The following is a 20,509-nucleotide window of genomic DNA, read 5'->3' as shown; positions in this document are numbered from 1 at the left end:
GGCGGGACCGGGACGGAGCCGTGCTGCTCGTCGGAGCCGGGGCCGGGACGGGTGCTGTCGTCGCTCATGGCGCGAGTCTAGCCAGCACCCGGGCGGCGGCGGAGGGGTTCCGTCCGCTCACGCGGGCAGGTACCCGCCGTCGCGCAGGTCGCCCACGAAGGCCGTCCAGGCGAGGTAGGCGATCACCGCGAGGACGATCGCGAGGTAGCCCAGCACGAAGCCGACGACCGCGAGACCGCGGCCGCGCTGTCCGGAGCGCCGGGCCTGGGCGAAGCCGATGTGGCCGAGGACGATGGCGGCGGGCGCCAGCCCCAGCAGTCCGCACACCAGAGCCGCGACCGCGAGCGGATTCATCGGCGGGCGGCGGGGCGGGAGACCGGGGTAGGGATCGGCGGCGGCCGTCGGCGGCGGGTAGGCCGCCGACGGCTCGCCGAGCGGAGGGGCGAACGGCGCGGGCGCCGGTCCGGTCTGCGGTCCGGGCGCGGTGTCGTCGGTCACGGTGTCCTCCTGGTGGTGCGGGCGCCCCCGAGCCTCGGAGGCGTGTCGATCAGTACCCGGTCGAGGGCATGGTCGCCGCGATCGAGAAGAGCGCGACGAACGAGATGATGGTGATGATGATCGCGACGAAGCCGATGATGACGGCGGCGAGGGCGAGGCCGCGGCCCTTCTCCCCCGTGCGCTTGATCTGCGACAGGGCGATGAAGCCCAGCACGATGCCCACGATGGAGACGAAGAACGAGGCGATGAAGCCGATGATCGCCAGGATGTTGTAGCGGTCGGACGCGGGCGTGTACGGAGTGGTCATGGAATCCCCCAGGGTCAGGAACGAGCGGATGCGGCCAAGAGTGGCAGTGGCACGATCCGCCTGTCAAAAAGCTGGACGGCGCTTGCGCGGCCCGGCCGCCGCCCGGTAGAGGCCTCAGCGGACCTGGATCTCGGTGACCGGGAGGGTCGAGTCGGCCCCGAAGCCGAGCCCCGACGGCGGATGCCCCGCCTCGATCAGCTGCGCCGCCAGTGCGGCGATCATCGCGCCGTTGTCGGTGCAGAGCGAGAGCGCCGGGATCCGGAGGGTCACTCCCGCGGCCGCGCACCGCTCCTCCGCCAGCGCGCGCACCCGGGCGTTGGCGACCACGCCGCCGCCGAGCAGGAGGCGCGGCACGCCCCGGTCGCGGCAGGCGGCGAGCGCCTTCGTGAGCAGGACGTCGGCGACCGCCTCGCGGAAGCTCGCCGCGACGTCGGCCACGGGCACCTCCTCCCCCGCGTCCTGGCGCTTCTCGACCCAGCGGGCGACCGCGGTCTTCAGCCCTGAGAACGAGAAGTCGTAGCGGTGGCGCTCGAGGTCCTTCGGCAGGCTGAGCCCGCGGGGGAAGCGGATCGCCTTCGGGTCCCCGTCCGCCGCCACCCGGTCGATCTGCGGTCCGCCCGGATAGGGCAGGCCCAGGACTCGCGCCACCTTGTCGAAGGCCTCGCCGGCGGCGTCGTCGATGGTCTCGCCGAGCAGCTCGACGTCCGACACCAGATCGCGCACGTGCAGGAGCGAGGTGTGCCCGCCCGAGACCAGCAGCGCGATCGTCGGCACCTCGACGGGGCTGCCCTCGCTGCCGTCTGCACGGAGGACATCGGCTCCCACGTGGCCGACGAGGTGGTTCACGGCGTAGAGCGGCAGGCCGAGCGAGACGGCGAGCGCCTTCGCCGCTCCGACGCCGACCATGAGGGCGCCCGAGAGTCCCGGTCCGCTGGTGACCGCGATCGCGTCCAGGTCGCCGAGCGCGACACCGGCCTCGGAGAGCGCCGCGTGCAGGGCGGGCTCGAGCGCCTCCAGGTGCGCCCGGGCGGCCACCTCGGGCACGACGCCGCCGTAGCGGGCGTGCTCCTCCATCGAGGAGGCGATGGTGTTCGAGAGCAGCGTCGTGCCGCGGACGATGCCGATCCCCGTCTCGTCGCAGCTGGTCTCGATGCCGAGGACGAGGGGTCCGGTGCTCACGGGGTCTCCTGGGTCGGGGTCGGCGGCAGGCGCATCACGATCGCGTCCACTCCGTCGGGCTGGTAGTAGGCGGGGCGGACGCCGATCTCCTCGAAGCCCTCCGAGCGGTAGAGGGTCTGCGCGGCGGGGTTGTCGGCGCGGACCTCGAGGAAGACCTCGCGGGCGCCGCGTTCGCCGGCCGCCTCGAGGAGCGCGCGCAGCAGTCGGCGGCCGAGGCCGGTGCGGCGGACGCGGGCGACGACCGCGATCGTCTGCACGTCGCCCTCGTGGGCGCCGACGGGGCAGAGGAGCCCGGCGTAGCCGACCACTTCGCCGTCCTGCTCGGCGACCAGGTACCGGGTGTGACGGCTCCGGATCTCCTCCGCCATCATCCCGCGCGACCAGGCGTCGCCGGCGAACTCGGACTCCTCGATCGCCATGACAGCGTCGAGGTCGTCCGCCTGCGCGTCGCGGAGCACGGCCTCGCTCATGCGGTCACCCGCTTGGGGCCGGCGGACAGCGTGACGTCGGGCGAGCGGAGGTAGAGGGGCTCGTCCTCGGCGCCGGGCCGACCGGCCGCGCGCAGGCGGGCGGCCACGACTCCGAGCTCGCCGGCGGAGACCGTCTCGGCCTCCAGGCGCGGGAGCTCCGGATGCGGGAGGGCCGGCGGCTTGTCCAGGCCCGGGCCGGCGAGACGGACGGGGAGGCCCTGGTCGTCGAGCCCGTCGTAGGCGCTCCAGTACAGCTCTCGGCGGCGGGCGTCGGTGACGACGAGGAAGCCCGCGGCGCGCCCGTGCCGCAGCGCGGCGAGCGCGATCGCGTCGTGCGAGACCACGGGGAGGGTGGGGACGCCGCGGCCGAGCGCGAAGGCCCGGGCGGCGGCGATCCCGACCCGGAGGCCGGTGAAGGGGCCGGGGCCCATGCCCACGGCGACCGCCTCGATGCCCCCGGGAGCCACGTCGGCCGCCTCGAGCGCCTCCTGGATCAGCCGGCCGACCACCTCCGCGTGGCGCATGGTGTCGGTCTCGGTGCGCTCCGAGCGCACGGCGCCCGCGGAGTCGACGACGGCGACGGAGGTTCCGGAGGAGGTGTCGATCGCGAGGAGCACGCGTCCAGGGTACCCGCGGGCTCAGCTCCAGCCGGTGCCGCGGAAGCGGACGGTCCGCGGCTCGATCGGCTCCTCGCCCTCCTCGGCGTCGGAGCCGGCGGTCGGCCGCTCGATGACCACGTCGAGCCAGGACTCCGCGACGCCGTCCAGCATCCCGGCCCCCCACTCCACGACGATCACCGAGCGCGCCGGATCGAGGTCGAGGTCGTCGAGCTCGACCGGCGAGCCCACGCGGTAGGCGTCGACGTGCACGAGCGGCGGCCCGTCGTGCAGCGGCGGGTGCGTCCGCGCGATCACGAAGGTGGGGCTCGTCACGGGACCCCGCACGTCGAGGCCCTCGCCGAGCCCGCGCGTGAAGGTCGTCTTGCCCGCGCCGAGCGGCCCGGTCAGCACCAGCAGGTCGCCGGCGCGCAGCACTCGGCCGAGCTCGCGGCCGAGCTCCGCCATGGCCTCCGGATCGGCGACCTCGACGACGCGGTCCGCGAACCAGGAGCGCTCAGGCACGGCCGTCCGCCGCGCTCAGCAGCCGCCGCTGGACCCGCGGCCCGAGCCGGGTGACCAGCTCGTAGTTGATGGTGCCGCACCACCGCGCCCACTCGTCCACCGAGGGGACGCCGGTCGTCGGGTCGCCCCAGAGCGTCACCGGGTCGCCCGTCGCGACGCTCGCATCCCCCACGTCGACGACGAACTGGTCCATCGCGACCCGCCCGGCGATCCGGTGGCGGCGGCCGCCGATCGAGACCTCCGCGACGCCGGAGGCGCTCCGCGGGATGCCGTCCGCGTAGCCGAACGGCACGAGCGCGAGGGTCGTCCCGCCCTCGGCCCGCCAGGTGTAGTCGTAGCTCACGCCGGTCCCGTGGGGCACCCGGCGGACGCCGGCGACGCGGCCCTGCAGCGTCATCGCCGGGACGAGCCCGAGCTGGAGCGAGGTCTCGTCCTCGAACGGCGAGAGTCCGTAGAGGGCGATGCCGCTGCGCACCATGTCGAGGCGGGCCTCCGGGAGGCGCAGCGCCGCCGCCGTCGCCGCGAGGTGCAGGACCGGCGCCTGCACCCCGTGCGCCGCCAGCACGGCCTCGGCGCGGCGGAGGAGCGCGAGCTGGGCGAGGTCGTCCTCGCGCGAGGTGTTGGACAGGTGCGAGAACAGCCCGGTGAGGTGGACGGTGCCGCGAGCGCTGTGACGGGCGAGCGCCTCCGCCAGGTGCGGCCACTCCTCCTCCGCGGCGCCGTTGCGACTGAGGCCCGTGTCGACCTTGAGCTGCACGGCCGCGCGCACGCCGCGGTCCTCCGCCGACTGCGCGAGCGTGTCGAGCTGGTCGACCGAGGAGACGGCGACGTCGATCGAGTGCTCGAGCGCCGCGTCGAAGTCCTCGCCGGGGTCGTGCAGCCAGCAGAGGATCGGAGCGACGACGCCTGCCTCGCGCAGGGCCACGGCCTCCCGCAGCTCCGCGGTGCCGAGGGCGTCCGCGCCGCCGTCGAGCGCCGCCTGCGCCGCGGCCAGGGCGCCGTGCCCGTAGCCGTTGGCCTTGACGACGGCCATGAGCCGTCGGGCACCGGTGAGCTCGCGCAGACGCGCGGCGTTCGCCGCCATCGCGTCGACGTCGATCACCGCCTCGCGGTACGACGCGGGGACGCTCACGACTCGGCCACCACGAACGCGCAGGCCACGCCCGCGTCGTGCGTCATCGAGAGGTGCACGCGCGTGATCCCCCGCGCCTCCGCGGCCGCCCGGGCCGGGCCGTGCAGCGCGAAGGACGGATTCCCGTGCTCGTCCCGCTCGACGACCATGTCGAGCCAGCGGGCGCCCACGGAGTCGCCGAGCGCCTTGATCAGCGCCTCCTTGGCGGCGAAGCGGCCCGCCAGCGAGGCGACCGGGAGCGAGCGTTCGCTCTCGGCGAACAGGCGGTCGCGGAGCCGGGGCGTGCGCGACAGCGAGCGCTCGAAGCGCGCGAGGTCCACGACGTCCACCCCGATCCCCACGATCACGGCTCGATCACTCGACCGTGACCGACTTGGCGAGATTGCGCGGCTGGTCGACGTCGAGGCCCTTGGCGGCGGCGAGCTCCATCGCGAACATCTGCAACGGGGTGACGGCGAGCAGCGGCTCGAACAGCGGGTCGGCGAGCGGGATCGGCACGACCTCGTCGGCGATCTGGATCGCGGCCGTGTCGCCCTGCTCCGCGATCGCGATGACGCGGGCGCCGCGGGCCTTGATCTCCTGGATGTTCGAGATCACCTTGCGCTGCAGCTCGTACGACTCGCTCGGGCTCGGCACGATCACGAAGACGACCTGGCCAGGCTCGATCAGTGCGATCGGGCCGTGCTTGAGCTCGCCCGCCGCGAAGCCCTCGGCGTGGATGTAGGCGAGCTCCTTGAGCTTCAGCGCGCCCTCGAGCGCCACCGGGTAGCCGACGTGGCGGCCGAGGAACAGCACCGCACGGGTGTCGGCCATCCAGCCGGCCAGCTGGGCGATGTCGTCGGAGGCGTCGAGCACGCGGGAGAGCTTCTCCGGGATCGCGGCGAGCTGAGCCGCCTGCGAGGCGACGAGCTCGGTGGAGGCGGCACCGCGCACCGCGGCCAGGTGCAGCCCGAAGAGGTAGAGCGCCGCGATCTGGGCGACGAAGGCCTTGGTCGAGGCGACCGCCACCTCCGGGCCCGCGTGCGTGTAGAGCACGGCGTCCGACTCGCGTGGGATCGTCGCGCCCTGGGTGTTGCAGACCGAGAGCGTCTTGGCGCCGTGCTCGCGGGCGTACTTGACCGCCATCAGCGTGTCCATCGTCTCACCGGACTGGCTGATCGAGACGACGAGGGTGCGCGGGGTGAGCACCGGGTCGCGGTAGCGGAACTCGTGGCTGAGCTCGACCTCGACGGGGACGCGCGCCCATTTCTCGATCGCGTACTTGGCGACCATGCCCGAGTAGGCGGCCGTGCCGCAGGCGATGATCGTGATGCGGTCGATCTCCGTCAGCACCGGACCGAGCGCGTCGAGCTCGGGCAGCGTGATCGCGCCCTCGTGGATGCGGCCGCGGAGCGTGTTCGCGACGGCCTCGGGGCCCTCGGTGATCTCCTTCGCCATGAAGCTCGACCAGCCGCCCTTCTCGGACGCCGACGCGTCCCAGGCGATCTCGAACGGCTCGGTCTCGACGGGGTTGCCGAAGAAGTCGGTCACCGTGACGAGCTCCGGGGTGATCGTGACGATCTGGTCCTGGCCGATGGCGACCGCGCGGCGGGTGAACTCGACGAACGCCGCGACGTCGGAGCCGAGGAAGTTCTCCCCGTCGCCCAGGCCGATCACGAGCGGCGAGTTGCGGCGCGCGCCGACGACCACGCCGGGCTGGTCCTGGTGCAGGGCGAGCAGGGTGAACGCGCCCTCGAGGTGCGCGACGACGGCCTGGAAGGCGAGCACGAGGTCGCCGGTGCGGCGGTACTCGCGGGCGATCAGGTGCGCGGCGACCTCGGTGTCGGTCTCGCTCTCGAAGACGGCGCCCTCGGCGAGCAGCTGCTCCTTGAGCGGCTGGAAGTTCTCGATGATGCCGTTGTGGATGACGGCGAGCCTGCCCTCGTCCGCGAGGTGGGGGTGGGCGTTGCGGTCGGTCGGGCCGCCGTGCGTCGCCCAGCGGGTGTGGCCGATGCCCGTGGTGCCCTCGGCCAGCGGGTGCGCTTCGAGGTCGTCGACGAGGACGCTGAGCTTGCCCGAGCGCTTGCGGCTGTCGAGCTGCCCGTCGGCGTCGATCACGGCCACGCCGGCCGAGTCGTAGCCGCGGTACTCCAGACGCTTCAGGCCCCCGAGCAGCACGGCCAGGCTGTCGCGCTCACCGACGTATCCAACGATTCCACACATGCGCTCGATTCTAAGCGGCGCGGAGGCGCCTCCCGCGGCGTCGGGCACCCGGCGGGGCGGACGCTAGGATCGGTCCCCATGCCGTCGTCTCCTCGCGATCCCGCACGCGACGCGCACCCCTCCCCCTTCGTCGAGATCGTCCGCTCCGACTGGGCCGAGCTCGCCCGCACCACGGAGCTGCCGCTAACGGAGACCGAGGTCGTGCAGCTGCGGGGGCTGGGCGACCGGCTGAGCCTCTCCGAGGTCGCGGAGGTCTACCTGCCGCTCTCGCGCCTGCTGAGCCTGTACGCCGGTGGCGCGCGGCACCTGCACCGCGCGACGAGCACGTTCCTCGGGGAGCGCGCGCAGCCGACTCCGTTCGTGATCGGCGTCGCGGGGTCGGTCGCGGTGGGCAAGTCGACGATCGCGCGCCTGCTGCGGGAGCTGCTCGCCCGCTGGGAGGACACGCCCCGCGTCGAGCTGGTGACCACCGACGGCTTCCTGCTGCCCAACCGCGAGCTGGAGCGCCGCGGTCTGATGAGCCGCAAGGGCTTCCCCGAGTCGTACGACCGGCGGGCGCTGCTCCGCTTCGTCTCGGAGGTGAAGGGCGGGGCCGCGGAGGTGCGCGCGCCGTTCTACTCGCACCTCTCCTACGACATCGTCCCCGACGCCGAGATCGTCGTGCGGCGGCCGGACGTGCTGATCGTCGAGGGCCTGAACGTGCTGCAGCCGCCGGTGCCCGGTCACGGCCTGGCGGTGAGCGACCTGTTCGACTTCACCGTCTACGTCGACGCCCGGACCAGCGACATCGCGCGCTGGTACGAGGAGCGCTTCCTCACCCTGCAGCAGGGCGCGTTCGCGAATCCGAACTCCTACTTCCACCGCTACGCGGCGCTCAGTCCGGACGAGGCCCGTGAGCGCGCGCGGAGCATCTGGGCCGCGATCAACGAGCCGAACCTGCTGCAGAACGTGCGCCCCACCCGCTCCCGCGCGAGCCTGGTCCTCCGCAAGCAGGCCGATCACACGGTCTCCTCGGTCCTCCTCCGCAAGATCTGACCGCGCCCCCGGTCGCTGTTCGCCGCCGCGCGCACCGCGCAGCCACCGACCTCCTCGAACCCCTCCACCGCAGGATCGGTGCAGGCTCGGGACCACCCGCGAGCCGTCGGCGGGATACGCGTGCCAAGCGATTCACGCGCGGCGGCCGCAACCCGCTCCACCCAGCGCGACCACCTCCACAAGCCGACCGCGAGGGGCCGCGCAGGGAGCGGCCCCGCAACGAACACAGCCGTCCGCGTGAATCGCGTGCCAAGCGATTCCCGCGCGGCGACCGCGACACGCTCCGCCCGCGCAACCCCCTCGCGAAGCCGACCGCGAGGGGCCGCGCAAGTAGCAGCCCACCAACGAACACAGCCGTCAGCGAGAATCGCGTGCCAAGCGATTCACCCGCGGCGAACGCACCCCGCTCCACCCATCGCAACCACCTCGCGAATCCGACCGCGAGGGGCCGCGCAGGGAGCGGCCCCGCAACGAACACAGCCGCGTGCCAAGCGATTCACCCGCGGCGAACGCCCCCCGCTCCACCCATCGCGACCACCTCCCCAAGCCGACCGCGAGGAGCCGCGCAGGGAGCGGCCCAACCCACGAGCCGTCGTGGGAATCGCGTGCCAAGCGATTCCCGCGCGGCGAACGCACCCCGCTCCACCCATCGCGACCACCTCTCCAGGCCGACCGCGAGGAGCCGCGCAGGGAGCGGCTCCTTAAGAGCGCAGCCGCTCGAGCACGACCGCGGCGAGCGATTCGGCGAGGCGGTCGGCCGTCTCCTGCGTCTTCGCCTCGACCATGACGCGCACCATCGGCTCCGTGCCGGAGGGGCGCAGGAGCACGCGGCCGTCGCTGCCGAGCTCGGCGGTGGCGTCGGCGACGGCGGAGGCGATGACCTCGTCGTCGCGGACGCCCTCGCGGTCGACGCCGCGCACGTTGAGGAGGGTCTGCGGGAAGACGGACATGACGGCGGCCAGGTCGGCGATCGTGCGTCCGGTCCGGGCCATCTCGGCCGCGAGCTGGAGGCCGGTGAGCACGCCGTCGCCGGTGGTGGCGTAGCGGCTCATGATGACGTGGCCGGACTGCTCCCCGCCGAGCGAGTAGCCGCCGTCGTTCATCGCCTCGAGGACGTAGCGGTCGCCGACCGCGGTCTCGATGACGCGGATGCCGGCGTCGCGCATGGCGAGCTTGAGGCCGAGGTTGCTCATGACGGTGGCCACGAGGACGTCGTCGCGGAGGGCGCCGCGGCGGGCCATGGCTGTCGCGAGGATCGCCATGATCTGGTCGCCGTCGACGATGCGGCCCTGGGCGTCCACCGCGAGGCAGCGGTCGGCGTCGCCGTCGTGGGCGATGCCGATGTCGGCGCCGGCCGCGCGGACCGCGTCGGCGACGTTGTCGAGGTGGGTGGAGCCCACTCCGTCGTTGATGTTGAGGCCGTCGGGGTCGTTGCCGATGACGGTGACGGTCGCTCCGGCGTCGGTGAACACCTGGGGCGAGATACCGGCGGCGGCGCCGTGCGCGCAGTCGATGACCACGTGCAGGCCGTCGAGACGGGTGCCCTCGAGGGATCCGAGCAGGTGGAGGACGTAGCGGTCCTCCGCGTCGGAGAAGCGGGTGATGCGGCCGACGTCGGCTCCGGTCGGCGTGAGCGGGGGGACTCCGAGGGCCGCTTCGATGCGGTTCTCGAGCTCGTCCGGGAGCTTGCGTCCGCCGGCGGCGAAGAACTTGATGCCGTTGTCGGCGGCGGGGTTGTGCGAGGCCGAGATCATTACGCCGAAGTCGGCGTTCTCGTCGGCGATGAGGTAGGCGGTGGCGGGCGTCGGGATGACGCCGGCGTCGAGCACGTCGACTCCCGCGCTCGCGAGACCCGCCGCGACCGCGGCTCCGATGAACTGACCGGAGATGCGGGGGTCGCGGGCGAGCACGGCGACGGGCCGACGGCCCTCTGCCCGGGCGGCCGCTCCGAGTACACGGGCGGCCGCCTGGGCGAGGCCGAGAGCCAGGTCGGCCGTGACCTCGCGATTCGCGAGGCCACGGACGCCGTCTGTTCCGAACAGGCGCGGCATGGTGCGCAGTCCCTTCTCGAGCTGCTGGTCGTGCGGCCGTCAGGCCGCGTCGACTAGCGCTTCGAGAACTGGGACGCCTTGCGGGCCTTCTTGAGACCGGCCTTCTTGCGCTCGATGACGCGGGCGTCGCGGGTCAGGAAGCCCGCCTTCTTCAGGATCGCGCGGTTGTTCTCGCGGTCGATCTCGTTGAGTGCACGGGCGATGGCGAGGCGCAGCGCGCCGGCCTGACCGGAGGGGCCGCCGCCGGTGATCTTGGCGACCACGTCGTAGGAGCCGATCAGGTCGAGCACCTTGAAGGGGTCGGTGATCAGCTGCTGGTGCAGCTTGTTGGGGAAGTACTCCGCGAACTCGCGGGCGTTGACGGTCATGCCGCCGTTGCCGGGGACGAGGCGCACGCGGGCGATGGCCTGCTTGCGTCGGCCCACGGCTGCGCCGGAGACGTTGAGGACGGCGCGGGGCGTCGTGGACGCCTCGGTGGCCGGGCTTTCGGTGGAGTAGCTCTCGGGAGCCACGTCGATCTGGTCTGCGATCTTCGCCACGGTGTAGGTGATCCTTTGTCTTCGAAGTCTGGGGTGTCGGGGAGGGCCGGAGCCTACTGGGCGACCTGGGTGAAGGCGTACGCCTGCGGCTGCTGGGCCGCGTGGGGGTGCTCGGATCCCGTGTAGACCTTCAGCTTGCGCAGCTGGGCGCGGCCGAGGGAGTTCTTGGGGAGCATGCCGCGGATGGCCTTCTCGACGGCGCGGACCGGGTTCTTCTCGAGGAGCTCGGCGTACGTGGTGGCCGAGAGGCCGCCCGGGTAGCCGGAGTGGCGGTAGGCCTTCTTCTGAAGGAGCTTCTGGCCGGTGAGGGCGACCTTCTCCGCGTTGACGATGATGACGAAGTCGCCCATGTCCATGTGCGGCGCGAAGGTGGCCTTGTGCTTGCCGCGCAGGAGCGCCGCGGCGTGGGTGGCGAGACGGCCGAGCACGACGTCGGACGCGTCGATGACGATCCAGTCGTGCTGGACGTCAGCCGGCTTCGGAGAAAAAGTGCGAGTCACGTGAGTGCTGCTTTCTGGTCGGAGTGAGGTGTTCGTGGATCCCGCTCCGTGGCCGTTCGACCCGCGAGGGGGCCGAACCGATCCGGTGGAGGGCTCAACTTCGGGCGCTCGGCACACGGCCGAAAACACCAAGGGTCGACATTACAGCAAAGCCCCCGTGCGGCCAAGCACGGATCGTGGCGGCAGGGGCTCCGGCGGCGGGAGGTGCGACCCGAGCCGCCACGGGTCGCGGGGCGCGGTCGCGCGCCCTCGCCTCACTCCGAGTCCTCCGGGTCCGGCCCCTCGGTCCGCACGGTGCGCTTCGCCCGGGTGAGCAGGGCCCGCTCGGCGAGTGCGTCGTCCTCGGGGTAGTCGACCTCGCGGAGGATGAGGCCGCGGGCCGGCATCACCGCGAACGCGTTGGTCCGTCTGGCGGCGTCCCGGAGCAGCGGGACCGCCCCCGCCTCGAGCTTCCCGGCGCCGACCGCGACGCACGCCCCCACGAGGGCCCGCACCATGCTGTGGCAGAAGGCGTCCGCGCGCAGGTGGGCGTGCAGGACTCCGTCGGCGTCTCGCTCCCAGGTGAAGTCGAGCAGGCTCCGGATGGTGGTGGCCCCTACGCGGGCACGGCAGAACGACGCGTAGTCGTGCAGGCCCAGGAGCGAGCGGGCCGCGGCCGACATCGCGTCGAGGTCGAGGGAGTCGGTGATCCAGGTGGTGTACGTGCGGTCGAGCGGGTGGCGCATCGAGGAGGCGTCGGCCAGCCGGTACTCGTACCGCCGCCAGCGCGCCGAGAACCGCGCGTCGAACCCCTCCGGCGCCTCCGTCACCCGGTGCACCGAGACGTCGGTGTACTGCCCGAGGATCCCGCGGAGCCGCCGCTCCAGGATCGACGCGGGCGGGAACGGCTCCTCCCCCGGTCGGCGCCGGCCGGTGCTGATGCGGCCCCACTGCTCGGGGGTGAGGTCGACGTGGGCGACCTGGGCGCTGGCGTGCACGCCGACGTCGGTGCGCCCGGCGACCGTCACGGTCGGGTGCTGCTCGGAGCGCAGCACCAGGGCGAGCGACTCCTCGAGCACCCCCTGCACGGTGCGGAGGCCGGGCTGCTTGGCCCACCCGGAGAAGTGCGAGCCGTCGTAGGCCAGGTCGAGGCGGACGCGGTGCATCAGACGAGTCTAGAGCGCGCCGTGGTCGCGGCTCAGGCGACCGCGAGCGGGACGTCGACGGCCGCCAGGGCCGAGACCGCCTAGCCGACCAGCGTCGACTGCTCGCCGACCGAGGAGACGATCCGCGCCTCCCAGCCGCCTGCGAGCACGGCCAGCTCGGAGGGAGCGGAGGCGATGCCCTGCACCCCGTAGGCGGCCGTGCCCAGCGAGACCGGCACGGCGCCGAGCGCCTCGCCCGCACCGGTGAAGGTCTCGACGAGGGGCCCGCGGTGCAGCGTCAGCACGACGACCGGATCGCCGCCGTCGACGGCGTAGGAGCACGTGTCTCCCGCGGCTGTGATCGACACGGTGCCCGCCGTCGAGCCGGCCTCCTGCTCGACGAGGGAGGCGGGGAGAGCGGTCGCGCAGTCCACGCCCTCGCTCGACGGCACGGAGGGCACGGAGGGCACGGAGGGCACGGAGGGCACGGAGGGCACGGTCGGTGCGGCCGACGGTACCGGAGGCGTGCTCGCGAGGCCCGCCGACTCCGGCACGTCGATCACCTCGCCGGAGGCGCAGCCGCTCACTCCGCCCGCGAGTGCCAGGGCGAGGAGCGCCGCAGCAGCCGAGGAGGGCAGTCGCACAGGAGTCCTCCGAGGATCGTCGGCGCGGACCCCGGGAGCGCCGGTCGTGACGCGGCCGCACCCGACGAGCGCAGCCGTGCCATCGTAAGCGACGATTCGCGCCACTCGGCCCCGTGGAACGACGAGAGCCCCCCGCCCCGGAGGGGACGGAGGGCTCTCGGGAGAGGGGGCGTGACTACTTGGTCGCGCCGGTCTCCTCGACAGGAGCGTCCTGCGCGGCGTCCTCGACGGGAGCGTCCTGCACGGGCGCCTCCTCGACGGGGGTCTCCTCGGCAGTGGTCTCCTCGGCGGGGGCCTCGTCCACCGGAGCGGACACGGGCGCCGTGGCGGTGCGCGACTTCTTCGCCTTGGGCGTGACGGGCTCGAGGACGAGCTCGATCACGGCCATGGGCGCGTTGTCTCCCTTGCGGGGGCCGATCTTGGTGATGCGGGTGTAGCCGCCCTCGCGCTCGGCGACGAGCGGAGCGATCTCGGTGAAGAGCTCGTGGACGACCGACTTGTCGCCGATCGTCGCGAGGACGCGACGGCGGGCGTGCAGATCGCCGCGCTTGGCGAAGGTCACCAGGCGCTCGGCGAGCGGACGAAGGCGCTTGGCCTTGGTCTCGGTCGTCTTGATGCTCTTGTGCGTGAACAGGGCCGCGGCCAGGTTCGCCAGCAGCAGGCGCTCGTGTGCGGGTCCGCCTCCGAGGCGGGGGCCCTTGGTGGGCTTGGGCATGGGTTTACTCCAGTACTAAAGGGGTGTCAGCAGGTCGGACGCGAGGAGCCGGGGCTCCGGAGCGGAGGACCTAGATGCTCTCGTCGTCGTAGCTGTAGAAGTGGGCGCCGTCGAACCCGGGGACCGAGTCCTTGAGCGACAGGCCGAGCTCCGTCAGCTTCTCCTTGACCTCATCCACCGACTTCTGACCGAAGTTGCGGATGTTCATGAGCTGCGTCTCCGAGAGGGCGACGAGCTCATTGACGTTGTTGATGCCCTCGCGCTTGAGGCAGTTGTAGCTGCGCACCGAGAGGTCGAGGTCCTCGATGGGCATGGACAGCTCGGTCGAGAGGACCGCGTCGACCGGCGCGGGGCCGATCTCGATGCCCTCGGCCGCGTTGTTCAGCTCGCGGGCGAGACCGAACAGCTCGGTCAGCGTGCGTCCGGCGGAGGCGATGGCGTCGCGCGGCGAGATCGCCGCCTTCGTCTCCACGTCCACGACCAGGCGGTCGAAGTCGGTGCGCTCGCCGGCACGGGTGGCCTCGACGCGGTAGGTGACCTTCAGCACGGGCGAGTAGATCGAGTCGACCGGGATCTGGCCGGCCTCGGAGAACTCGCTGCGGTTCTGGGTCGCCGAGACGTAGCCGCGGCCGCGCTCGATCGTGAGCTCGAGCTCGAACTTCGCCTTGTCGTTCAGCGTGGCGATGACGAGCTCCGGGTTGTGGATCTCGACACCGGCCGGAGCCGAGATGTCCGCGGCGGTGACCTGGCCGGCTCCCTGCTTGCGCAGGTAGGCGGTGATCGGCTCGTCGTGCTCGGAGGAGACGACGAGTCCCTTGATGTTCAGGATGATCTCGGTGACGTCCTCGCGGACGCCCGGGACGGTCGTGAACTCGTGCAGGACTCCGTCGATCCGGATGCTGGTGACAGCAGCGCCGGGGATGGAGGACAGCAGGGTGCGACGCAGCGAGTTGCCGAGCGTGTAGCCGAAGCCGGGCTCGAGGGGCTCGATGACGAAGCGGGAACGGAACTCCGAGATGTTCTCCTCGGTGAGCGTCGGACGCTGTGCGATAAGCACTGATGATTCCTTTCGATCACGTGTCCGCTATATGACACGTGCGTTTGCGAGGTGTGGAGTTGTGAAAGAAATGCGCGATCCGCCGGTCGGCCGCACTCCCCGCCCGGAGGCGGTTCGTGCGGCCGGCCGACGGCTGCGAGTGCTGCTTAGACGCGACGACGCTTGGGCGGGCGGCAGCCGTTGTGCGCCTGCGGGGTGACGTCGTTGATCGAGCCGACCTCGAGGCCTGCGGCCTGGAGCGAGCGGATCGCGGTCTCACGACCCGAGCCGGGGCCCTTCACGAAGACGTCCACCTTCTTCATGCCGTGCTCCTGAGCCTGGCGCGCGGCCGACTCGGCGGCGAGCTGGGCGGCGAACGGCGTCGACTTGCGCGAGCCCTTGAAGCCGACTCCACCGGACGAGGCCCAGCTGATGACGGCCCCGGAGGGGTCGGTGATCGAGACGATGGTGTTGTTGAACGTCGACTTGATGTGGGCCTGGCCCACAGCGATGTTCTTCTTCTCCTTGCGGCGCGGCTTGCGCGCGGCCGACTTGGGGGTAGCCAATTCTGTATCTCCTCTAGGTCCGTGTCGCCCGCGTTACTTGCGGCCGGCCTTCTTCTTGCCGGCGACGGTGCGCTTGGGTCCCTTGCGGGTGCGCGCGTTCGTCTTGGTGCGCTGTCCACGGACCGGGAGGCCGCGACGGTGGCGGAGGCCCTCGTACGAGCCGATCTCGACCTTGCGGCGGATGTCGGCGGCGACCTCGCGGCGGAGGTCGCCCTCCACCTTGTAGTTGCCCTCGATGTAGTCGCGGAGCGAGACGAGCTGGTCGTCGCTGAGGTTCTTGACGCGGATGTTGCCGTCGATCCCGGTGTCGCTCAGGGTCTTGAGCGCGCGAGTGCGGCCGACACCGTAGATGTAGGTCAGTGCGACCTCCACGCGCTTCTCGCGCGGGATGTCTACTCCTGCCAGACGTGCCATTGTGGCTTCTCCTGTGAGTGAGTGGAGGTGTGAAGCAGCACCGGTGCCTCGGCCTCCGACCGAAGGTGTCCTCGCCGTCCACCCCGGGGTCGCCGGGGTGCTGCGCGATTTCTGGTGCTGCGGGTGTGTTCAGTTGTGCAGTGGGGGCGGCACGCCGCCCCGGCGCTCCCTCGCGGAAGCAGCGGGACTAGCCCTGGCGCTGCTTGTGGCGGGGGTTGCTGCTGCAGATGACCATCACGTTGCCGTGGCGGCGGATGATCTTGCAGTGGTCGCAGATGCGCTTGACGCTGGGGTTGACCTTCATTGTTCTTGTCCTTGTTTTCGCTGGCGTCGTGCTCCCGGCGGATGCCGGGGCCGTTCCTTACAGGACACGCACGTCGCGAACGTCAGCGGAGCGAACGCCTACTTGTAGCGGTAGACGATCCGGCCGCGGGTCAGGTCGTAGGGGCTCAGCTCCACGATCACCCGGTCCTCGGGGAGGATCCGGATGTAGTGCTGACGCATCTTGCCCGAGATATGGGCGAGAACTTTGTGTCCGTTGGTCAGCTCCACGCGGAACATCGCGTTGGGGAGCGCCTCGACAACCGCACCTTCGATTTCGATGACACCGTCTTTTTTGGCCATAGCCTCACTGTCGTTCGGAAGTAGTGTGTGTACTGGTCGTGCGAATGTTTCCGCGACGAGCCACCACCGGGCGAGAGCCCGGATCGGGGTTCGCGGGCATGCCGGAGCACGCGCAAAACACCAAGGGTCGATGCTACGCGAATCGCGGCCGCTCCGCCACCTCGGGCGTGTCGCCCCCTCCTCCGCCTCCGCGCCCGACGCGCGCCCCCTGCCCGGCCCTGCGTCCGCCGCCGCCTAGGCTGGCTCCGTCGAGCCGGAGGGAGAGCACATGGCGCGCACGACGAGGTCCGCGACCGCGAGGCGGAGCTGGTACTCGCACCCGGTGGTGACGATCCTGGCGGCGATCGCGGTCATCGCCCTGGTGCAGACCTTCTTCGTGAAGGTGTACACGGTGCCGACCGGCTCGATGGAGAACACCCTCCAGGGCGGCGGATTCTTCGGCGACCGCATCCTGGTCGACCGCACCCTCGCCCTCCAGGGCGGGCCGGAGGAGGGGCAGATCGTCGTCTTCTCGCGCGACGCCGACTGGGGCGCGAGCGACGAGGCCGGCAGCCCCCTCTCCGAGATCGTGAAGACCTTCGGCGACGTCACCAGCATCGGCCCCTCCCACGAGGAGTTCCTCGTCAAGAGGCTGATCGCCGAGGGGGGCCACACCGTCTCCTGCTGCGACGCCGAGGGGCACGTGCTGGTCGACGGGAAGCCGCTGGACGAGTCCTACGTGTTCGAGGACTTCCCCTTCACCCCCGGGACCCTCGACTGCACGACGAGCCCCGCGTCCCTCCGATGCTTCGACGAGTACACCGTCCCCGAGGGCTCCCTCTTCGTCCTGGGCGACCACCGGTCGAACTCCAACGACTCGCTCGGCGAGTGCCGCGGCGCCGGCGGGCCGATCGACACGTGCGTGAAGACCGTGCCGATCGACAGGGTCACCGGACGCGTCTTCGCCGTGGCCTGGCCGCTCACCCGCTGGCGGCTGTTCTAGCGCTCCGCCCGAGCCGCCGCAGACGACGACGAGGTCCCCCGCGGGAAGCAGAGGACCTCGTCGTCGTTCACCGCCGTGCGGCCACGGGACTAGCCGCGGACGACCGCCACGACCCGGTCGAAGAGCGGATGCTCGGCCGTGAGGCCGGTGACCTCCGCCACGAACTCCTCCGGGGTGAGCGCGGCCAGCTTCTCGTGGAGCTCCACGCTCTGGGGGTCCTCGGGCACGTCGAAGCGCAGCGCGGCGCCGATCGCGGTGAGAAGGCCCTCCGGCGTGCGCCCGCGCTCGGCGAGCTCGGCCGCCGGTCCGATGAAGCGCTCGTGCCGCGACAGCTTCCGCAGCGGCTGGCGTCCCACCCGGTCGACCGTGTCGGTCAGGTACGGGTTGGCGAAGCGCTTCAGCGTCTTCTCGAGGTAGGCCTGCTGCTCCTCGTCGCTGAAGCCGTGCTTGGCCACGATGAGCGCCTTGGTGTCCTCGAGCGCGGCCTTGACCGCGTCGTGCACCTCGGGCATCGCCAGCGCGTCGGAGAGCTTGTGCGCTCCGGCCGCGAAGCCGGTGTAGGCGGCCGTCGCGTGGCCGGTGTTCACCGTGAAGAGCTTCCGCTCGATGAAGGGCTCGAGGTCGTCGACCCAGGTCGCGCCCGGGATCTCCGGCTCGGTGCCCTCGAACGGAGTGCGGTCGACGACCCACTCGAAGAAGCTCTCCACCGTCACGTCCAGGCCCTGGCCCGGGTCCTGGTTCGGGACGATGCGGTCCACCGCGGTGTCGGCGAAGACGGCGCGGGTGCGCAGGCGCTCCCACTCGTCCGCGCCGAGGTTCGCGGCGACCTCGGTCTGCAGGAGGCGCGTGGCGTTGATCGCGTTCTCGCAGGCCATGACCGCCAGCCGCGGCGCCGACTCGTCGCGGGCCGCGAGGCCCTTCGCGATCACGGGGGCGACGAAGCGCAGGATGTTCGGGCCGACGGCCGTGGTGACGATGTCGGCGGCGGCGATCTCGCGGACGAGCGCCTCCTCGTCGGCGGCCGAGTCGATCGCGCGGAAGCGGTCGACGACGTGCGTGGCCGCCTCCTCCCCCACCTCGTGCACCTCGTAGCTGTCGGCAGCGCCGAGGCGGCCGATCAGCTCGGAGTTGACGTCGGCGAAGACGAGCTCGTAGCCGGCGCCGTGCAGGATCAGGCCGACGAAGCCGCGGCCGATGTTGCCGGCGCCGAAGTGGACGGCGGTGGGCATCAGGAGTTGACCTCGCCCAGCAGGCTGTAGAGCGACTGCGCGTCCGGGGCGTCGAGGAGCTTCTGCACCTCGTCCTCCTCCGAGAAGATGATCGCGATCTTGGAGAGGATCTCGAGGTGCTCGTTGTCGACGCCGGCGATGCCGACGACGAAGCGCACCTCGTTGCCGTCCCAGTCGATCGGCTGCGCATAGCGCACGAACGAGAGGGCGGAGGAGCGGATCTCGTCCTTCGCGTCGTTGGTGCCGTGCGGGATGGCGAGCAGGTTGCCCATGTAGGTCGAGACGGTCGCCTCGCGGGCGAGCATGGCCTCGTAGTAGGCGGGGGTGACCGCGCCGACGCCGACCAGCATGTCGGCGGCCTCCTTGATGGCGGCCTCCTTCGTGGTGGCGGTGCCGGAGGCGTCGATCTGTCCGATGGTGAGCACGTCGCTCATGGGGTGCGTCCTTCCGTGGAGGTGCTGACAGCGAGGGAACCCGCAGGGGCGAGCGGAGCGTGTCCGCCCTGTCGCACCCTACGGGCTCCCTCCGAATGGTTGGCGTACTACTTGCCGTGCTGCTCCGCGACCAGCGAGACGACCTCGTCGTACTTCGGGCTGTTCATGAAGTTGTCCACGGAGACGTGGATGGCGCCCGGGGTGCGCTGGCGGGCGCGCTCCGTGAGCTCGGCCTGGGTGATGACCAGGTCCACGTCGTCCTCGAGAGCGGCGATCGCCTTGTTGGTGACCGTGACGTCCTCGAAGCCCGCCTTCTTCATCTTGTTCCGCAGCACCGAGGCGCCCATCGCGGACGAGCCCATGCCGGCGTCGCAGGCGAAGACGATGTTCCGGACCTGGGTCGCGGTGGCCGTGGCTCCCGCGGTCGAGGCGCCGGCCGAGTCCTGCGGAGCGTTGGCGCCGCGGGCGTTGATGAGCGAGCCGACGGCGCTCTCCTTGCCCTTGTTCGCCTCGTTGGCGGCGACGGCGGCGGCGAGCTTGTCGTCGCCCTCCTGCTCCGCGGCCAGGTCGCGCTTGCGGCCGGACCGGATGATGACCGAGGCCACCAGGAACGACACGGCGGTCGCGAGGATCACCGAGAGGATGACGCCGAGGAAGCTGTCGTTCGCGGTCTGCAGGAGCACCGCGATGATCGAGCCGGGCGAGGCGGGGGCGCGGAGGCCGGAGTTGAACGCGACGTTCGTCGCGACACCGGTCGCACCGCCGAGGATGACGGCCGCGAGCAGCGCCGGCTTCATCAGCACGTACGGGAAGTAGATCTCGTGGATGCCGCCGATGAAGTGGATGATCGCCGCGCCGGGAGCCGAGGCGCGGGCCGCGCCGACGCCGAAGAACGCGAAGGCCAGGAGCACGCCCATGCCGGGGCCGGGGTTGGCCTCGAGGAGGAAGAGGTAGGACTTGCCCGCCTCCTCCGCCTGCTGCACGCCCAGCGGCGTGAGGATGCCGTGGTTGATGGCGTTGTTCAGGAAGAGGATCTTCGCCGGCTCGATGAAGAGCGAGGTCAGCGGGAGCAGACCCGCGTTGACCAGGAACTCCACGCCCGCGCCGAGGGCGGTCGAGAGGCCGACCACGAGCGGCGCGACGCCCGCGAAGGCGAGGAGCGCGAGCAGGAGGCCGAGGATTCCGGCGGAGAAGTTGTTGACCAGCATCTCGAAGCCGGGCTTGATCTTGCCGTCCCAGATCGAGTCGACCTTCTTCATGAGCCACGCCGACAGCGGGCCCATGATCATGGCGCCGATGAACATCGGGATGCCGGCGCCGACGATGACGCCCATGGTCGCGATGGTGCCGACCACGCCTCCGCGGGCGCCGTAGACCATGCGGCCGCCGGTGTTCGCGATGAGGAGCGGGAGGAGGTAGGTGATCATCGGGGCGACGAGGCCGGTATTGACGACGTCGGGATCCGTGCTCCAGCCGCCGAACTGCTGGACCCAGGTGGCGTCGATGCCGAGGAGCGGGAGCCATCCGGTCTGGATGAAGAGGGCCGTGATGAAGCCCCAGGCGATGAAGGCCGCGATGTTCGGCATGACCATTCCCGAGAGGAAGGTGCCGAAGCGCTGGACGTGGACGCGCGCTCCACCGCGCGTCGACGTCGCTGACGTCGTTGTCATGTGGTGTGTTCTCCGATTTCTAGGGGCGGGCGGGCGG

25 protein-coding genes are annotated in these 20,509 nt (G+C 71.6%); 2 read left to right on the top strand and 23 right to left on the bottom strand.

Annotation, left to right across the window (positions count from 1 at the left end; translation table 11 throughout):
• Window positions 1-117 precede the first annotated feature (117 nt).
• The 9 genes from C5C46_RS15985 to glmS all read right to left on the bottom strand — a co-directional run bounded on the left by C5C46_RS15985 (window position 118) and on the right by glmS (window position 6,909).
• A complete protein-coding gene (locus tag C5C46_RS15985) occupies window positions 118-498 on the bottom strand; it encodes a DUF4190 domain-containing protein (protein ID WP_104225015.1) in 381 nt (126 codons plus the stop codon).
• Window positions 499-547: 49 nt separating this feature from the next.
• On the bottom strand, window positions 548-805 hold the full coding sequence (locus C5C46_RS15980; protein WP_104225014.1) for a DUF4190 domain-containing protein: 258 nt from the start codon (window positions 803-805) through the stop codon (window positions 548-550).
• Window positions 806-919: 114 nt separating this feature from the next.
• Window positions 920-1,984 carry a tRNA (adenosine(37)-N6)-threonylcarbamoyltransferase complex transferase subunit TsaD gene (gene tsaD, locus C5C46_RS15975; protein ID WP_104225013.1) on the bottom strand — a complete coding sequence of 355 codons (1,065 nt, stop codon included), beginning with the start codon at window positions 1,982-1,984 and terminating at the stop codon, window positions 920-922.
• The gene (gene rimI / locus C5C46_RS15970; protein WP_104227416.1) at window positions 1,981-2,454 is read right to left on the bottom strand and encodes a ribosomal protein S18-alanine N-acetyltransferase; all 474 of its coding nucleotides are present in this window, start codon (window positions 2,452-2,454) and stop codon (window positions 1,981-1,983) included. Before rimI ends, tsaD begins: the two co-directional genes overlap by 4 nt.
• The gene (gene tsaB, locus C5C46_RS15965; RefSeq protein WP_104227415.1) at window positions 2,451-3,071 is read right to left on the bottom strand and encodes a tRNA (adenosine(37)-N6)-threonylcarbamoyltransferase complex dimerization subunit type 1 TsaB; all 621 of its coding nucleotides are present in this window, start codon (window positions 3,069-3,071) and stop codon (window positions 2,451-2,453) included. The genes rimI and tsaB overlap by 4 nt, the downstream gene beginning before the upstream one ends.
• A gap of 21 nt (window positions 3,072-3,092) precedes the next feature.
• Window positions 3,093-3,518, bottom strand: a complete 426-nt coding sequence (tsaE, locus tag C5C46_RS15960) for a tRNA (adenosine(37)-N6)-threonylcarbamoyltransferase complex ATPase subunit type 1 TsaE (protein ID WP_104227417.1) — start codon at window positions 3,516-3,518, stop codon at window positions 3,093-3,095.
• A gap of 49 nt (window positions 3,519-3,567) precedes the next feature.
• A complete protein-coding gene (gene alr / locus C5C46_RS15955; RefSeq protein ID WP_104225010.1) occupies window positions 3,568-4,707 on the bottom strand; it encodes an alanine racemase in 1,140 nt (379 codons plus the stop codon).
• Complete coding sequence (locus C5C46_RS15950) at window positions 4,704-5,054, bottom strand: holo-ACP synthase (protein WP_104227414.1); 351 nt, start codon at window positions 5,052-5,054, stop codon at window positions 4,704-4,706. Before C5C46_RS15950 ends, alr begins: the two co-directional genes overlap by 4 nt.
• A 7-nt stretch (window positions 5,055-5,061) precedes the next feature.
• Window positions 5,062-6,909: a glutamine--fructose-6-phosphate transaminase (isomerizing) gene (gene glmS, locus C5C46_RS15945; protein WP_104227413.1), complete on the bottom strand. Its 1,848-nt coding sequence runs from the start codon at window positions 6,907-6,909 to the stop codon at window positions 5,062-5,064.
• A 78-nt stretch (window positions 6,910-6,987) separates the two neighbouring features.
• Here glmS and coaA point away from each other — a divergent pair, with 78 nt between their 5' ends.
• Window positions 6,988-7,944 (top strand): type I pantothenate kinase, encoded by a 957-nt coding sequence (gene coaA, locus C5C46_RS15940; protein WP_104225007.1) that lies wholly within the window; start codon window positions 6,988-6,990, stop codon window positions 7,942-7,944.
• A 701-nt stretch (window positions 7,945-8,645) separates the two neighbouring features.
• Here the strand turns inward: coaA and glmM are convergent.
• From glmM to infA, 11 genes are all read right to left on the bottom strand, one after another.
• Window positions 8,646-9,995 carry a phosphoglucosamine mutase gene (glmM, locus tag C5C46_RS15935; RefSeq protein WP_104227412.1) on the bottom strand — a complete coding sequence of 450 codons (1,350 nt, stop codon included), beginning with the start codon at window positions 9,993-9,995 and terminating at the stop codon, window positions 8,646-8,648.
• A gap of 53 nt (window positions 9,996-10,048) precedes the next feature.
• The gene (gene rpsI / locus C5C46_RS15930) at window positions 10,049-10,534 is read right to left on the bottom strand and encodes a 30S ribosomal protein S9 (protein ID WP_104225004.1); all 486 of its coding nucleotides are present in this window, start codon (window positions 10,532-10,534) and stop codon (window positions 10,049-10,051) included.
• 53 nt (window positions 10,535-10,587) lie between these two features.
• Window positions 10,588-11,034 (bottom strand): 50S ribosomal protein L13, encoded by a 447-nt coding sequence (gene rplM, locus C5C46_RS15925; protein WP_104225003.1) that lies wholly within the window; start codon window positions 11,032-11,034, stop codon window positions 10,588-10,590.
• A 254-nt stretch (window positions 11,035-11,288) separates the two neighbouring features.
• The gene (locus tag C5C46_RS15920; RefSeq protein WP_104227411.1) at window positions 11,289-12,179 is read right to left on the bottom strand and encodes a tRNA pseudouridine(38-40) synthase TruA; all 891 of its coding nucleotides are present in this window, start codon (window positions 12,177-12,179) and stop codon (window positions 11,289-11,291) included.
• 80 nt (window positions 12,180-12,259) lie between these two features.
• Window positions 12,260-12,802: a hypothetical protein gene (locus tag C5C46_RS17070; RefSeq protein ID WP_181136544.1), complete on the bottom strand. Its 543-nt coding sequence runs from the start codon at window positions 12,800-12,802 to the stop codon at window positions 12,260-12,262.
• A 175-nt stretch (window positions 12,803-12,977) separates the two neighbouring features.
• Window positions 12,978-13,517 (bottom strand): 50S ribosomal protein L17, encoded by a 540-nt coding sequence (gene rplQ, locus C5C46_RS15910; protein ID WP_104225000.1) that lies wholly within the window; start codon window positions 13,515-13,517, stop codon window positions 12,978-12,980.
• Window positions 13,518-13,587: 70 nt separating this feature from the next.
• Complete coding sequence (locus tag C5C46_RS15905) at window positions 13,588-14,574, bottom strand: DNA-directed RNA polymerase subunit alpha (RefSeq protein WP_104224999.1); 987 nt, start codon at window positions 14,572-14,574, stop codon at window positions 13,588-13,590.
• A 146-nt stretch (window positions 14,575-14,720) separates the two neighbouring features.
• Window positions 14,721-15,119 (bottom strand): 30S ribosomal protein S11, encoded by a 399-nt coding sequence (gene rpsK / locus C5C46_RS15900; protein WP_055787170.1) that lies wholly within the window; start codon window positions 15,117-15,119, stop codon window positions 14,721-14,723.
• A gap of 33 nt (window positions 15,120-15,152) precedes the next feature.
• Complete coding sequence (gene rpsM, locus C5C46_RS15895; protein ID WP_104227410.1) at window positions 15,153-15,533, bottom strand: 30S ribosomal protein S13; 381 nt, start codon at window positions 15,531-15,533, stop codon at window positions 15,153-15,155.
• Window positions 15,534-15,720: 187 nt separating this feature from the next.
• Window positions 15,721-15,837: a 50S ribosomal protein L36 gene (rpmJ, locus tag C5C46_RS15890; protein WP_055787164.1), complete on the bottom strand. Its 117-nt coding sequence runs from the start codon at window positions 15,835-15,837 to the stop codon at window positions 15,721-15,723.
• Between the two features lie 98 nt (window positions 15,838-15,935).
• Window positions 15,936-16,157 (bottom strand): translation initiation factor IF-1, encoded by a 222-nt coding sequence (gene infA / locus C5C46_RS15885; protein ID WP_022883252.1) that lies wholly within the window; start codon window positions 16,155-16,157, stop codon window positions 15,936-15,938.
• A 268-nt stretch (window positions 16,158-16,425) separates the two neighbouring features.
• Between infA and lepB the strand changes: the two genes are divergently transcribed.
• Complete coding sequence (gene lepB, locus C5C46_RS15880; RefSeq protein WP_104224998.1) at window positions 16,426-17,139, top strand: signal peptidase I; 714 nt, start codon at window positions 16,426-16,428, stop codon at window positions 17,137-17,139.
• 89 nt (window positions 17,140-17,228) lie between these two features.
• Here the strand turns inward: lepB and C5C46_RS15875 are convergent, their stop codons facing one another.
• From C5C46_RS15875 to C5C46_RS15865, 3 genes are all read right to left on the bottom strand, one after another.
• Window positions 17,229-18,368 (bottom strand): mannitol-1-phosphate 5-dehydrogenase, encoded by a 1,140-nt coding sequence (locus C5C46_RS15875; RefSeq protein WP_104224997.1) that lies wholly within the window; start codon window positions 18,366-18,368, stop codon window positions 17,229-17,231.
• Window positions 18,368-18,802, bottom strand: a complete 435-nt coding sequence (locus tag C5C46_RS15870) for a PTS sugar transporter subunit IIA (protein ID WP_104224996.1) — start codon at window positions 18,800-18,802, stop codon at window positions 18,368-18,370. Before C5C46_RS15870 ends, C5C46_RS15875 begins: the two co-directional genes overlap by 1 nt.
• Window positions 18,803-18,909: 107 nt before the next feature.
• Window positions 18,910-20,472, bottom strand: a complete 1,563-nt coding sequence (locus C5C46_RS15865; RefSeq protein WP_104224995.1) for a PTS mannitol transporter subunit IICB — start codon at window positions 20,470-20,472, stop codon at window positions 18,910-18,912.
• Between the last annotated feature and the right edge of the window lie 37 nt (window positions 20,473-20,509).

It is taken from the genome of Rathayibacter sp. AY1E6, assembly GCF_002931115.1.
Lineage (GTDB): Bacteria > Actinomycetota > Actinomycetes > Actinomycetales > Microbacteriaceae > Rathayibacter.
The sequence above is the reverse complement of the archived record's forward strand: the minus strand, read 5'-3'. Positions and strand labels throughout refer to the sequence as shown.